At 64.8% G+C, this 13570-nt stretch carries 8 protein-coding genes; 6 read left to right on the top strand and 2 right to left on the bottom strand.

The window, feature by feature from the left end; genetic code table 11:
* Positions 1–303 precede the first annotated feature (303 nt).
* On the bottom strand, positions 304–2196 hold the full coding sequence (locus BSF38_RS25895; protein WP_145952330.1) for a hypothetical protein: 1893 nt from the start codon (positions 2194–2196) through the stop codon (positions 304–306).
* Between the two features lie 668 nt (positions 2197–2864).
* Here BSF38_RS25895 and BSF38_RS25890 point away from each other — a divergent pair.
* The 3 genes from BSF38_RS25890 to BSF38_RS25880 all read left to right on the top strand — a co-directional run bounded on the left by BSF38_RS25890 (position 2865) and on the right by BSF38_RS25880 (position 6519).
* Positions 2865–3764: an NYN domain-containing protein gene (locus BSF38_RS25890; protein WP_083713489.1), complete on the top strand. Its 900-nt coding sequence runs from the start codon at positions 2865–2867 to the stop codon at positions 3762–3764.
* Between the two features lie 182 nt (positions 3765–3946).
* Positions 3947–5191 (top strand): retropepsin-like aspartic protease family protein, encoded by a 1245-nt coding sequence (locus tag BSF38_RS25885; protein ID WP_076349946.1) that lies wholly within the window; start codon positions 3947–3949, stop codon positions 5189–5191.
* A gap of 71 nt (positions 5192–5262) precedes the next feature.
* Positions 5263–6519 (top strand): serpin family protein, encoded by a 1257-nt coding sequence (locus tag BSF38_RS25880; RefSeq protein WP_076349945.1) that lies wholly within the window; start codon positions 5263–5265, stop codon positions 6517–6519.
* A 167-nt stretch (positions 6520–6686) separates the two neighbouring features.
* Here BSF38_RS25880 and tkt read toward each other — a convergent pair whose 3' ends face one another.
* Positions 6687–8789, bottom strand: coding sequence for a transketolase (gene tkt / locus BSF38_RS25875; RefSeq protein WP_076349944.1), 2103 nt, complete (start codon positions 8787–8789; stop codon positions 6687–6689).
* A 206-nt stretch (positions 8790–8995) separates the two neighbouring features.
* On the opposite strand from tkt, the gene BSF38_RS25870 reads away from it, so the two are divergent.
* From BSF38_RS25870 to BSF38_RS25860, 3 genes are all read left to right on the top strand, one after another.
* Positions 8996–11167, top strand: coding sequence for a CehA/McbA family metallohydrolase domain-containing protein (locus BSF38_RS25870; RefSeq protein WP_076349943.1), 2172 nt, complete (start codon positions 8996–8998; stop codon positions 11165–11167).
* A gap of 97 nt (positions 11168–11264) precedes the next feature.
* Positions 11265–12194: an ABC transporter ATP-binding protein gene (locus tag BSF38_RS25865; protein ID WP_076349942.1), complete on the top strand. Its 930-nt coding sequence runs from the start codon at positions 11265–11267 to the stop codon at positions 12192–12194.
* A complete protein-coding gene (locus BSF38_RS25860) occupies positions 12184–13506 on the top strand; it encodes an ABC transporter permease (RefSeq protein ID WP_076349941.1) in 1323 nt (440 codons plus the stop codon). Before BSF38_RS25865 ends, BSF38_RS25860 begins: the two co-directional genes overlap by 11 nt.
* The last annotated feature ends 64 nt before the right edge of the window (positions 13507–13570 follow it).

Below are 13570 nucleotides of genomic sequence, written 5' to 3'. Positions count from 1 at the left end.
CCCATCATCCGGCTCTTGGGGCGCCTGCTCCCACGCCATGGGTGGAGACGAGAATCCAGCTCCGGCCCGTCTGCAACGCTGGCCGGCCGAGCAGGCTGTTCAGCGGGTAAGGGCCGTTTGATCGGCGGCGCCCGTCGGGCCGGCGTTCCTGGCGTCGAATCAACGAAAACGACCGAGCTGCTCCTGCTCGGCTTGCTTGCAAGCCTCGTCGAGAACAGCTCGGTCGTCTTGGGAATCGTTCCCACCCAGTCAGGCGAGCCTGGAGAGTGAGATGCTACGGCTGGAACAGTCCGCGAGGTGCTTTCAGCGAACGCTCGTCTTACGATCGCGGGCGGCCTGGGGCGAAGCCAGCGGGGCGGAGGCGGGGGCGGCAGGGACCGTCACCGGCACCAGAACCTGGCGCGTGACCGGAACCTGTCGGGCCACCTGCCTCTGCTGCTGTTGATAGGTGGTGACGGGGACCGTGTAGGGGACCTGGACGGCGTACTGCTGGGTGACGTTTTCGGTGACCTGCTTCTGCTGCTGCTGATAGGTGGTGACGGGGACCGTGTAGGGGACCTGGACGGCGTACTGCTGGGTGACGTTTTCGGTGACCTGCTTCTGCTGCTGCTGATAAGTGGTGACGGGGACCGTGTAGGGGACCTGGACGGCGTACTGCTGGGTGACGTTTTCGGTGACCTGCTTCTGCTGCTGCTGATAGGTGGTGACGGGGACCGTGTAGGGGACTTGGACGGCGTACTGCTGGGTGACGTTTTCGGTGACCTGCTTCTGCTGCTGCTGATAGGTGGTGACGGGGACCGTGTAGGGGACTTGGACGGCGTACTGCTGGGTGACGTTTTCGGTGACCTGCTTGTACTGCGTGATCGGCACCTGCTGGGTCCGCTGCTCGGCGACGTACACCGTGGTGGTGACCGGAACCGTCTCACTGACCTGCGACGCCTGCATCGTCGTCACGGGGACGTCGATCGTCGTGACTTCCTGGGTCGGGACGTTCTCGGTGACGCTGACGGGCACCAGTTCGGTCGTTGTCGTGGGCACTTGAACGACCTGCTGGACCGGCACCGCCTGCGTCCGCGTCTGGGCGACGTACGTCGTTTCCGGAACGCAACGGACGACCGGACGAGAAACGTAGACTTGCTGGGTGGCGTAAGTCGTCTGGCACGCGCTGGCGCCGCCGACGGAGGGTGAGCCGCCGAGAACGCCGCTGAAGAGGCTGGCGCTGCCGAAGCCGCCGTGGTGACCGTGCTTGAGGCCGAGGCCATGGCCCAAGAGACCGTGGCCGTGGCCCACGCTACCGCCGGTGTAGCCGCTCACCGGATTGCCGCAGGCGTCGACCGCGGGGGCCGGAGTGTTGATCGCGACGGTCTGCGTCACGTAACCGCCCGTCTCCTCGACGACCTGGCGATTCGTGGTCACCGGCACGTTCTCGGTGTAGGACTGGTTGACGTAGCTGGTCTGAACCTGCGACGTGAGCACGGTCTTGGTCTGAGGCTGGAGAACCGTCCGGGTCACCGGCTTGAGCACAGTCACGTACTGCTGCTGCTTCTGAGTCGTGGTGACCGGCTTGTAGACGGTCTTGGTCACGGTCTGGTTGACGGTCTGCTGCTTCGGCACGTTGACCGTATACGTCTGGGTGACGTTCACCACTTCGGCGACGGTCTTGACGACCGGGACGGTCTGGTTGCGGAGTTCGGTCTTGTACTGGGTCTGGTTGACGGTGACGGGGACGTTCTCGGTGACGACCCGAGTGACCGGGACGGTCTGGTTGCGGAGTTCGGTCTTGTACTGGGTCTGGTTGACGGTGACGGGGACGTTCTCGGTGACGACCCGAGTGACCGGGACGGTCTGGTTGCGGAGTTCGGTCTTGTACTGGGTCTGGTTGACGGTGACGGGGACGTTCTCGGTGACGACCCGAGTGACCGGGACGGTCTGGTTGCGGAGTTCGGTTTTGTACTGGGTCTGGTTGACGGTCACCGGGACCTGCACGCACTGGAGGTCGTACACGGTCTCATAGGTCACCTGAGTCTGAGGCACGAGCACCGTGGTCGTCCCCGCGGCCGCAGCCTGACTGCTCGGAGCCGGTGATTGCGGCGACGGCTTCGCGTCGTCCGCGCCCTGGGCGAAAGGCGGCAGCAAGAGGCTCGTCGCCAGGCTCGCCCCTGCGATGCCGCGGATGTTCCGCCTGTTGAAAATCATGTCGGTCATCTCCTTGGACTGCCTAAAAAAGCCTGACTCCGTTCGCCATCGAAGTCACTCCCTTGATGGAATCCCCCGATTTCACACACAATTTCGTGCGACGTGCTTCGTTTGCCTATAGCGTCTATTCTCTCTAGATAGCTCAGGCGATGTAAATCTACTGGGCCGGCAAGCCGATTTCCATGGCTCAGGCCTCATGTTTTCACACATTTGATGCCGACTCTTCGGCGATCTATTTTGGGCAGACCCCCCTGGATCGCAGGGCCGTGCAAGAATCGGACCAAGTATGCAAACCTGTTTCTATGGGAATGGATTAGATTTAGGGGCTGTCAAGGAGCCCAGCGATTGGGAACGGAGGATTCTTTCGATTCTTCGGCAACAGAAATGTAAAGCGCGTTTCCGGTTTCGTCGTCAGTCTGACGAATTTTTTAATGCGCTGAGGTTTCTGGTGGGCATGCAAGGGCGAGAGTGTGCTGGGGCGGGTGTTTTGGTGCGTGATGGAATGTGACTCGATCGGATGTGTGTTGGGTTGAGCGAAGGAACGAATTGCCGTAGCATGAGACGGTGACAAGGGCCTTGATCTCGGGTCGTCGAACAGCGCGCGGAGATCGATGGATTCCCATGCAGTTTCCGGACCCAACCGTTGCTCGGCGCGAGTGCCTCCTCCCATGACCAAAGTTGATCGTGAACGCGAACGCAACCTGGCTGTTTTCATCGACCTGGAGAACCTCGCGATGGGTTTTCAGGGGCAACGGAAGATCAAGTTCGACGTCCAGAAGGTGCTCGAGCGGCTGGTCGAGAAGGGCAAGTTGATCGTTAAAAAGGCGTACGCCGACTGGAGCCGCTATCCTAACTACACTGCGCCGTTTCACGAGTCGGCGATCGAGCTGATCGAGATCCCCAAGCGTTCGCAGACCGGCAAGAATTCGGCCGACATCCGGCTGGTCGTTGATGCGATGGACTTGGCCTGGAGCAAGCCGCACGTCGACACGTTCGTGATCGTCTCGGGCGACTCCGATTTCTCGCCGCTGGTCTCCAAGCTCAAAGAGAACGGCAAGCACGTCATCGGGCTGGGTATGAAGGGGTCGACCTCGGAGTTGCTCCGCGATAACTGCGACGAGTTCATCTATTACGAAGACCTCGAGCGTCAGGAACAGAACGAGCAGCAGCTCGCGATCGACCTGAACTCGTTTCTGCCGGCCAGCCTACCCGAGAAGCAGCGCGAGGTTTTCAGCCTCCTGCTCGAAGCCTGCACGGCGCTCCGCCGCGAGAATCACGAAGTGCTCTACGCGTCGATGATCAAGGACACGATGAAGCGGAAGAAGCCCTCGTTCGACGAGAGCTACTACGGCTATCGCAGCTTCACCCACCTGCTGGAAGACGGCGACAACCTCAGCCTGGTGGACATCGAGCGCAACCCCAAGAGCGGTACGTACATGGTGACGCGAGTCGTCGGCGAGGGCACCGCGCTCGCGGCCGGGGCCGAAGGCCAGCCGGCCATTCCCGGCGGACGGCGGCACGGGCCGCCCGGCAAGCGCGACAGGGGGCCCGGCGGTTCGCACCGCTAAGCGCCTCGGATCGGCCCGCGTCCATCAGGTGGTGATTCTCCGGTCGGTTGAACTGGATGCTTTCCGACTTCTACCGGGCGTCGTAAGATAGTCTTGGCTGTAAGCCGTTCGGCTGAGCACGGGTTTCTTGCGCGCCGAGGTCCTCCGGAGAGTCGAAAATGATCACGCGGCGAATCGCTCGTATGACCGGACTCGCGTGCCTCCTGGTCGGATCTGCGACTGCTTCCGTCCGCGCCCAGGCTGTCCCCGCGGCCGACGCCACGCTCAAGACGCACGAGCTGAAGCGCTCCGGCGGGACCTACGTTCTGCCGGAGGAGGCGAAGGTCCTCAAGAGCATAAAGGAACTCGCTGCGCTCCATCAGAAGGTCGGCGAGGGACTCGACTACCTCAACATGATCGAGGCCGGGGCCGAGGAGCGCAAAGCCTATCTCGAGGAGCTTTCGCAAAACTACCAGGCCTCTCAACAGCAGATCCAGGCGTTCGACCAGGAGATCGCACAGATCGAGCAGGCCGGCGTCAACAGCATCGTCATGAACGCGCAGCGAAACCAGATCGTCGCCCAGCGCAATTCGGTCGTCGCGACGTCGAATCAGATGGCCGAGCGGTTGAACTCGCTCCGCCGGATGGACCGCGACACGGACCAGAAGCATCAGGTCCTCGGCGAGGTGACGCAACGGCGCGAGCAATTCCTGGAGGCGATGCTCGAACTGAGGCGGCTGGTCGACGCGACCCTCGCCAAGTATCAGGGGCTGGCCAAGGACGACGAAATCGTTCGCGCCTTGAATGACGTCTCGACGGCCTCGAAATCGAAGATCAAATACAAGCTCGGCCCCTCGCGCGACTTCCTTGCCGCCGTCCAGCGGTTGGAAAAGGCCGAAGGGGCCGTCTCGTCCGACACGATCAAGTGTCGCCGCGAGGGGGGCGTCTTCGTCGTCGACGCGATGCTCAATGGTAAGCTCGCCGTGCCCATGATCTACGACACCGGCGCGAGCGAGGTGGTGATCTCGTCCGAGCTTGCCGACGAGCTGGGGATGAAGCCCAAGGATACCGACCCCGTCGTCAAGCACCGGATCGCCGACGGCAGCGTCGTCGAGGCGCGGAAAATGACGCTGCCGTCAGTCCGTGTGGGAAAAGTAACCGTCAAGAACGTCGTCTGTTCGGTGATGCCCGGCAACAAGGCCGACCTGGCCCCGTTGCTCGGCCAGGCGTTCTTGAGCCGGGTCGATCACAAGATGTCGAGCGACGGCCGACTGGCCGTCGCCAAGGTCGAGCAGGACGAGGCTGCCGCCAAGGTCGGACGCGCGAGTCGTCAGACCAAGGCGCCGGCCAAGGCCACGACCCGGAATCGACGTACCCGAGGCGCAGCCCGGAAACCCGCGACCACCCAGGAGCCCGACCCCGGGGCGGACCTCGCCGACCCCGAGTGAGCCGTGAGCCGGATCGAACCGATCGGACGGGCGGGCTCCGCTCCACGTCTAGCTTGAAGGAGCCCCGGATCATGCAACCCCTGCTCGTGATGCTTCCCTTTCTCCTGGCCGCGGCGGCCGCGTTGGAGACTCCCATGCCGGATTCGGACGCGCCAGCGCGCGAGGCGAGCGATCCCAAACTGGCCTCGGCCACGTCGCGGTTCGCGCTCGATCTGTACGGGGAACTGCGGCGGCGCGAGGGCAACGTCTTCTGTTCGCCCCTGAGCATCACCACCGCCCTGGCGATGACCTCGGCCGGCGCGCGGGGCGAAACCGCCGAGCAGATGAACCGAACGCTCCACCTCGACCGCCTTGGCCCCCAGGCCCACGCCGACCTTGGACTTTGGATCGATTCGCTGCGGGCGTCGATCAAGGACGCGCAACAGCAGCCTGGTGAGAAGGATCAAGCTCTCCAAGAGGCCGGGCTGTGGATGGCGAACGCCGTCTGGATCGACGAGCGCGAGAAGCTGGTCCCGGATTTCGTGGCGCTGCTCGATCGGTCGTTCCGTTCCAAGGCGCGGGCCGTCGACTTCGCGCACGCGGCCGCCGCCGCCCGCGAGACGATCAACCGGTGGGTCGAGGACCAGACCCGCGACAAAATCAAGGATCTGCTGAAGCCGTCGGTCGTCACCTCGGACACGGTCGTCGTGCTGACGAGCGCGATCTACTTCAAGGGCTACTGGGCGCACCCGTTCTCGGCCCAGGCGACTCAAGACGACGACTTTCGGCCCGCGAAGGGCGACCCCGTCCGGGTGAAGATGATGAACCAGACGACCCGGCTTCCCTACTTCGAAGGCGAGGCGTTCCAGACGCTCGAGCTGCCGTACAAGGACGGCTCGCTGGCGATGGTCGTGCTGCTGCCCAAGCAGGCGGACGGACTGGAAGCTCTTGAGGCGTCCCTATCGGTCGAAAATCTCGACTCCTGGCTCGCCGGGCTGAAGTCGAGCCGGGTCAAGGTAAGCCTCCCCCGTTTCACGTCGACGGTCGAAGCCGAGCTGAAGGACGTCCTCACGAAGCTCGGCATGCCGCTCGCGTTCCAGGGTGGCGCGGACTTCTCGGGCATCACCGGGTCGCGCGACTTCGCGATCTCGGCCGTCGTCCACAAGGCGTTCGTCGAGGTCGAGGAAAAGGGGACCGAGGCTGCTGCCGCGACCGCCGTCGTCGGCGTCCGCTCGTCGGCGTTCGCCGCCAAGGAGATCGTCTTCCGGGCCGATCACCCGTTCCTTTACCTGATCCGCGACACGAAAACGGGCGCGATTCTTTTCATGGGACGGCTGAGCCGTCCCTGAGAGTTACGCCGCCCGTCTTCGGCGCATCAAAATACGAGCCCGAAGCGCCTGCGAGTGCATTCCCTGTCGGCTGACGGTGGATGCACTCGCTGGCGCTTCGGGCACGTATACAATCGCCCGCGCGGGGTCGAAGCGAATCCGGCCCCGGCCCGTTTTCTACGTCAACCTCAGCGGCGGTTCTTCTCGATCTGTTCCTTGGCGGCGGCCACGACTCGATCGGCGGTGAAGCCGAACTCGTGAAGCAGGTCCTTGAGCGGGGCCGAGGCGCCGAACGAATGCATGCCGACGGTCGCGCCGGTGCGTCCGACGTACTTCGCCCAGCCGAAGGTCGAGGCCTGTTCGACCGACACGCGGGCGTTGACGTCCGGCGGGAGAACCTGGTCCTGATACGCCTGGTCCTGGTCGTCGAACAGTTCCCAGCACGGCATGCTGACGACGCGGGCCTTGATCCCCTCGGCCTTGAGCTGCTCGTACGCCCCGATGCAGAGCGAAACCTCGCTGCCGGTCGCGAGCAAGAGCACGTCGGGCTTGCCGTCGGCCGCGTCGGCCAGGATGTAGGCGCCCTTGGCGAGCCCGGACGCCGCGCCGAACTGCGTGCGGTCGAGGGTCGGGATCGCCTGCCGGGTGAGCACTAGCGCGGCGGGCTGATGGCGAAGCTGAAGGACCACTCGCCAGGCTTCAACGACCTCGTTGGCGTCGCACGGCCGGAAAACGAGCAGGCCGGGGATCGCTCGGAGCGACGGGAGCTGCTCGACCGGCTGGTGGGTCGGCCCGTCCTCGCCGACCCCGATCGAGTCGTGCGTGAACACATAGACGACCGGCAATTCCATGATCGCGGCCAACCGGATCGGCGCTCGGCCGTAGTCGCTGAAGATCAGGAAGCCCGATCCGTAGGGTCGCACCTTGACGGTGGACATCCCGTTCAGGATGGCGCCCATCGCGTGTTCGCGGATCCCGAAGTGGAAATTTCGGCCGCCGTAGTTCTCGGCCTCGAACGACCCCGCGCCGTCGAAGGTCAACATAGTCTTGGTGGAGGGAGCGAGGTCGGCCGCGCCGCCGATCAGCCAGGGGATGTTCTTGGCGAAGGCGTTGAGCGTCTTGCCCGACGAATCGCGCGAGGCCAGCCCCTTGGCGTCGGCCGGGAAGGTCGGCACGTCCTTGTCCCAGCCGTCGGGAAGCTCGCGATGCTGAATCTTGTAGAGCTGGTCGGCGAGTTCCGGATACTCGGCCTTGTAGGCGTCGAGCCGCTTGAACCAGGCCTCGCGAAGCTCTTTGCCCCGTCGGCCGACGCCCTGGCGGAAGTGCTCGTAGACGCCGTCGGGGACCAGGAACTTGGCGTCCTCGGGCCAGCCGTAGAACTTCTTGGTGAGGCGGATTTCCTCTTCGCCCAGGGGTTCGCCGTGCGCCCCGCTGGTGTCTTGCTTGTTCGGGGCGCCCCAGGCGATGTGGCTGTCGACGATGATGAGCGTCGGCCGGTCCTTGCAGTTCAGGAACGCCTGATAGGCGCGTTCGAGCAGCTCCAGGTCGTTGGCGTCGCCGACCCGCGTGACGTTCCAGCCGTAGGCCATGAACCGTTCGGCGGCGTCGTCGCCGTAGGTCAGCTCGGTGCTGCCTTCGATCGTGATCCGGTTGTCGTCGTAGATCCAGCAGAGGTTCGAGAGCTTGAGGTGCCCGGCGAGCGAAGCGGCTTCGTGCGAGATCCCCTCCATCATGTCGCCGTCGCTGCAAATCGCGTAGACGTTGAAGTCGATCAAGTCCTCGAAGCCGGGCTTGTTGAAATGGGCGGCGAGCCAGCGCTCGGCGATCGCCATGCCGACGCTGTTGGCGACCCCCTGCCCCAGCGGCCCGGTCGTCGTCTCGACGCCCGACGTCAGGTGGTATTCGGGGTGGCCCGGCGTGTGGCTGTGCAACTGCCGGAATTTCTTGATCTCGTCGAGCGAGACCGACGGCTTGCCGAGCGTCTCGTAATTCTCATCGACCGCCTGGACCTCGGTGAGGTGCAACAGCGAGTAGAGCAGCATCGAGGCGTGGCCGGCCGAGAGGACGAAGCGGTCGCGATTGGGCCAGACCGGCTCGGAAGGGTCGAACCGGAGGTGATCCTGCCAGAGGACGTAGGCCACCGGCGCCAGAGCCATCGGAGTTCCCGGATGGCCCGAGTTGGCCTTCTGAACGGCATCCATGGCCAACGTCCGAATCGTGTCGATGCAGGTCGTGTCCATCGGGGTCTTGGCCGCGCTCACATGTTGCTTCAGATTCACGGTGGACGACATACCTCGGAAAACTCCTTCGAGTCGCGCGCCCGGCTCGCTTTGAGGACGCTTGGCTGATCAAATTGAACAAGCATCTTAGCCTAAAACCCGGCGCGACGCATGACAATCTCATTCACGCGGATCGCTGGCGGTGAACTGATGTTCCTCGGCCTGGCGGACCCGCGACCATGCTGGAACGCCGGAGGGTGGTGGAAGGGGATCGATTCATGAACCGCTTTTTACGAACCGGGAAAGCCGCGGCGATCGTGTTCGTCGTGCTGGCGTGCGCGGCGTCCTATGCCCGGGGCGAATCGAAGGTCGATCTCAGCGGCTATCGACCCGACTGCGGCGTCGACGTCGAGCATCACGACGGCCGGCTCAGCTTGCAATGGCCGATCGCGGGGGGCGAGGTTGGCCGAGTGACCCTCGACCTCCGCTCGGGCAGGCCGTTGATCGCGGAGATGGCGATCGCTGGCAAGGACGTTGGGGAACGCGGGCCGATCCTGACGGAAGTCGACCCGGTGGCGTTTCTCGTGGTCGGCGAGCGTCGATTGCCCCCTGGCCAGCCCCCCGGAATGAGCGTGTTCAACGTGTTCTTCGACACGCCGGCCAAGCGGCCGTTCCAGCGGCATGGGTCGAAGTTCGCACTCGGCGACGTCGCCGTGACATCGCAGGGCCGTCGGCTCGCGGTGACGCTCAGCGGGCTCACGATCGGCCCGTTTCGCGGGGCCTGGCGGATCAATCTCTATCCAGGGTCGCGACTCGTCCATGTCGAAGCGGTCGTGAGCACGAGCGAAGACGGTCGGGCGATCCTCTACGACGTCGGGCTCGCGAGCTCGACCCCGCCGGTCGGCAACGCGGCGTGGTTCGACACGGAAGGCGTGGTCCAACGCGAGCCGATCGCCTCGACGCCCGATCGGGCCGTCGCCGTTCGCCACAGGACGATCGTGATCGAGGGCGAGCACGGCTCGGCTGCGTGCTTCCCACCGCCGCACCAGTATTTCTACCCGCGCGACGTCACCGACAATCAGAGCACGGTCTGGTTCGGCGATGGCCACCGTGGGCTCGACCCGCGGTTCGGGTTCGGCGTCCGCCAGACCGAGCAAGGGGGCGGGCCGTGGGTCCCCTGGTTCAACGCGCCGCCGGGGACCGAGCAGAGGCTGGGGACGTTCTATCTGCTGTCCGGCGGCAAGGCCGAGGACGCCCTTGCCGAGACCCTCCGGTACACGCACGGCGATCGATTCTCCGAGCTTCCGGGGTACAAGACGTTCACCAGCCACTGGCACATGGCGATCACCATGGCGGCGATGGCGGAGAAGGCCGGCGACGGGACTCGATCCACGCCGGAATTCGTGAAGATGTTCAAGGATATGGGGGTCGACGCCGTCCACCTCGCCGAGTTCCACGGAGACGGCCATCCGCGCGATCCGGGCGAGCTTCGCTTGAAAGAGCTGGCCGCGATGTTCGACGAGTGCCGACGACTCTCGGACGACGACCTCCTGTTCCTCCCCGGCGAGGAGGCTAACGTCCATCTCGGGGTCGAACGACCCGGCGCCGAGGCGGGTCACTGGCTTTACCTGTTCCCGCGCCCCGTCTTCTGGACGATGAACCGAGACGCCGGCCGGCCGTTCGAAGAGGAAGTCGTCGGATACGGGAAGGTCTACCACGTCGGCGACCGCCGCGAGATGCTTCGGCTGCTCAAGGAAGAAAACGGCCTGGCCTGGACCGCCCATGCCCGGATCAAGTCGTCGAGCTGGGCCCCGGACGGCTATCGGGGCGAAGACTTCTTCCGGTCCGACCGCTGGCTGGGCGCCGCGTGGAAGGCCATGCCGGCCGACCTGTCGCACGACCGCCTCGGCCGGCGCGCGCTCGACCTGCTCGACGATATGGCCAACTGGGGCGATCCCAAGTACGTGCTGGGCGAAGTCGACGTCTTCAAGATCGACCACGCGCACGAGCTGTACGGCCACATGAACGTCAACTATCTGCGGCTTGACCGGATGCCGAAGTACGGCGAAAGCTGGCAGCCGGTGCTCGACGCCTTGCGCGGCGGGCGGTTCTTCGTTACGACGGGAGAGGTGCTGATCCCCGAGTTCACCATCGACGGCCAGCCGGGGGGCGGCCGGCTCACACCCAAGGCCGACGGACCGAGCGCCGTCGAGGCGAAGATCCAGTGGACGTTCCCGCCCGCGTTCGCCGAGCTGGTCTCGGGAGACGGACAGCGCGTCCACCGGCAGCGGATCGATCTGGCCGACGCCGAGGCGTTCGGCGAGCGGACGCTCAAGTTCACGGCCGATCTCAAGGGCCGAACCTGGGCTCGTCTGGAAGTCTGGGACGTCGCCCACGACGGCGGGTTCACGCAGCCGGTCTGGCTCAGCCCCATCGATCTTCGGAAATAAGAACGCCGGTTTTACGAATGTCTTCGCGAGCGAGGTTCGGCCGAGCCCGACGGAGGGCGATGGCGGACCTTCGCCGGTCTCATCGAACGGACTGCTCATGAACGATGCGATTGCGATCCGCGGGGTGACCAAGCGGTTCGGCGGGACGGTCGCGGTCGACGCGCTCGACCTCGCCGTGCCGCGCGGCTCGCTTTACGGCTTCATCGGGCCCAACGGCTCGGGGAAGTCGACGACTTTGCGCATGATTATGCACATTCTCTTGCCCGACAGCGGCGAGATCGAGGTGCTGGGGGTTCGCGACACCCGCGCGGCGCACGACCGGGTGAGCTATCTCCCCGAGGAGCGCGGCCTCTACAAGCGGATGAGCGTGCGACGGCTGCTCCGCTATTTCGGCGCGCTCAAGGGGGCGCGGCAGCCGGATCTGGATCGATCGATCGCCGAGTGGCTCGAACGCATGGGGCTCTCCGACTGGATCGACAAGCGGGTCGACGCCCTCTCGAAGGGCATGGCGCAGAAGGTCCAGTTCATCGCGGCGGTCCTTAACCGCCCGGATCTTTTGATCCTCGACGAGCCGTTCTCGGGGCTCGATCCGGTGAACGCCGAGGTTCTCAAGGACGCCGTTCTCGACCTCAAGAAGGCGGGGGCCACGGTCGTTTTCTCGACGCACGACATGAGCGTCGCCGAGCGGCTTTGCGATCGGATCTTCATGATCTATAAAGGTCGGAAGGTCCTCGACGGCACGCTCGACGAGATCCAGTCGGTCTACGGTTTCGACACGATCCGGGTCGAGTGCGACGCCGGCGTCGGCGCGTTCACGGGCCTGAGCGGCATCGACGAGATCAACGATCAGGGGAACATTCAGGAAGTGCGCTATCAGGGCGATTCGCAAGACCTGCTGCACGCTCTGGTCGATCGCACCCGGATCACTCGGTTCGAAGTCGCGCGGCCGTCGTTGCACGATATCTTCGTCCGCATCGCCGCGCCGGAGCTGTCGCAACAGGAAGTGATGGTGAGCCATGGGTCCTGATCTACGCAAGATCTGGGTGGTTGCGACCACCGAGTTCGGATCTTCGGTTCGCACCAAGTCGTTCCTCATCAGCCTTCTGGCGTTGCCGATCATCATGGGGGCGTCAATCCTGCTCCAGACGATCGTCGCCGACCGAGCGGACGTGAAGACCCGGCGATTCGTCGTCGTCGACGAATCGAAGACCTTGGAGCCTACGATCGCCAAGGCGGTCAAGGACTACAACGCAGGCGTCGAATCGAGCGATGCGAAGCGGACTCGCCCGCGTTTCGAACTGGAACCGACGCCCCCCGCCGAGGGGCCCGGGGGCGACTCGGCTCAGCAGCTCGCATTATCCGAGCGGATTCGCCGCGGCGAACTCGACGCTTACGTCGAGATCACGGCCGAGGGTTCCGAGCCGGCCGCGGTGCGCTACCACTCCGACAACCCGAACGACAGCATCCTCCGCGATTGGCTCGGACAAACCGTGAACACCGAGGTCCGCGCCCGACGCTTCCGGGCGGCGGGCGTCGACGAGGCGCTCGCCATGCGGCTGAGCCGGCCGGTGGAGGTCGAGAACCTTCAGCTCGTCGAGCGGTCGGCGGCGACGGGCGACGAGCCGGGGGCGATCAAGTCGGCGGCGAAGGTCGATCCGGTCCGGACGGCTCTCGTTCCTGCCGCGCTGATGTTCGTCGTGTTCATGATCCTCATGACCAGCGCCCCGCAACTTCTGAACAGCGTGATCGAGGAGAAGATGAACCGCGTGAGCGAGGTCTTGCTGGGCTCGGTCTCGCCTTTCGAGCTGATGATGGGCAAGCTGCTCGGCAACGCGGGGATCGCCATGCTGCTGGCGGTTCTGTACATCGGCGGAGCGTACGGCGTCGCGGCGTACCACGGCTACGCCGACGTGATGACCCCCGGCCTGCTCGTGGCGCTGGGCGGGTTCCTGCTGCTGGCGATCTTGCTTTACGGGTCGCTCTACATGGCCGTGGGATCGGCCTGCAACGATCTCAAGGACGCGCAGTCGCTGATGATGCCGGTGATGCTGATGTCGATGCTGCCGGTCTTCGTCTGGACGGCGGTTCTCAAGAACCCGTCGAGCCCGCTGTCGGTCGGCATGTCGCTGTTTCCGCCCGCGAGCCCGTTCCTGATGCTGATGCGGATGGCCATGAACCCCGCGCCGCCGATCTGGCAGGTCATCCTGGCGGTGGTCCTGACGAGCCTCACGGCACTGTTCTGCGTGTGGGCCGGGGGCAAGATCTTCCGAACGGGCCTCTTGATGCAAGGCAAGACGCCGACGTTCGCCGAGCTGGCGAAGTGGGTTCTGACCAAGTAGCGCGAAACCGCCCGCCGCCGCGGATCGACCGTGTCGATCGCGGCGGTCGGGCGAATCTTCTCGG

The organism is Paludisphaera borealis (genome assembly GCF_001956985.1).
In the GTDB taxonomy this organism is placed as follows: domain Bacteria; phylum Planctomycetota; class Planctomycetia; order Isosphaerales; family Isosphaeraceae; genus Paludisphaera; species Paludisphaera borealis.
Note: the sequence above shows the minus strand (reverse complement) of the source record. Positions and strands in the feature narration are given on the sequence as shown.

Coding starts and splice junctions, on each gene's coding strand:
- BSF38_RS25880 (WP_076349945.1), top strand. CDS start 5,263: ATGCAACCCCTGCTCGTGATGCTTCCCTTTCTCCTGGCCGCGGCGGCC.
- BSF38_RS25860 (WP_076349941.1), top strand. CDS start 12,184: ATGGGTCCTGATCTACGCAAGATCTGGGTGGTTGCGACCACCGAGTTC.
- BSF38_RS25865 (WP_076349942.1), top strand. CDS start 11,265: ATGAACGATGCGATTGCGATCCGCGGGGTGACCAAGCGGTTCGGCGGG.
- BSF38_RS25895 (WP_145952330.1), bottom strand. CDS start 2,196: ATGATTTTCAACAGGCGGAACATCCGCGGCATCGCAGGGGCGAGCCTG.
- BSF38_RS25890 (WP_083713489.1), top strand. CDS start 2,865: ATGACCAAAGTTGATCGTGAACGCGAACGCAACCTGGCTGTTTTCATC.
- BSF38_RS25885 (WP_076349946.1), top strand. CDS start 3,947: ATGACCGGACTCGCGTGCCTCCTGGTCGGATCTGCGACTGCTTCCGTC.
- BSF38_RS25870 (WP_076349943.1), top strand. CDS start 8,996: ATGAACCGCTTTTTACGAACCGGGAAAGCCGCGGCGATCGTGTTCGTC.
- tkt (WP_076349944.1), bottom strand. CDS start 8,789: ATGTCGTCCACCGTGAATCTGAAGCAACATGTGAGCGCGGCCAAGACC.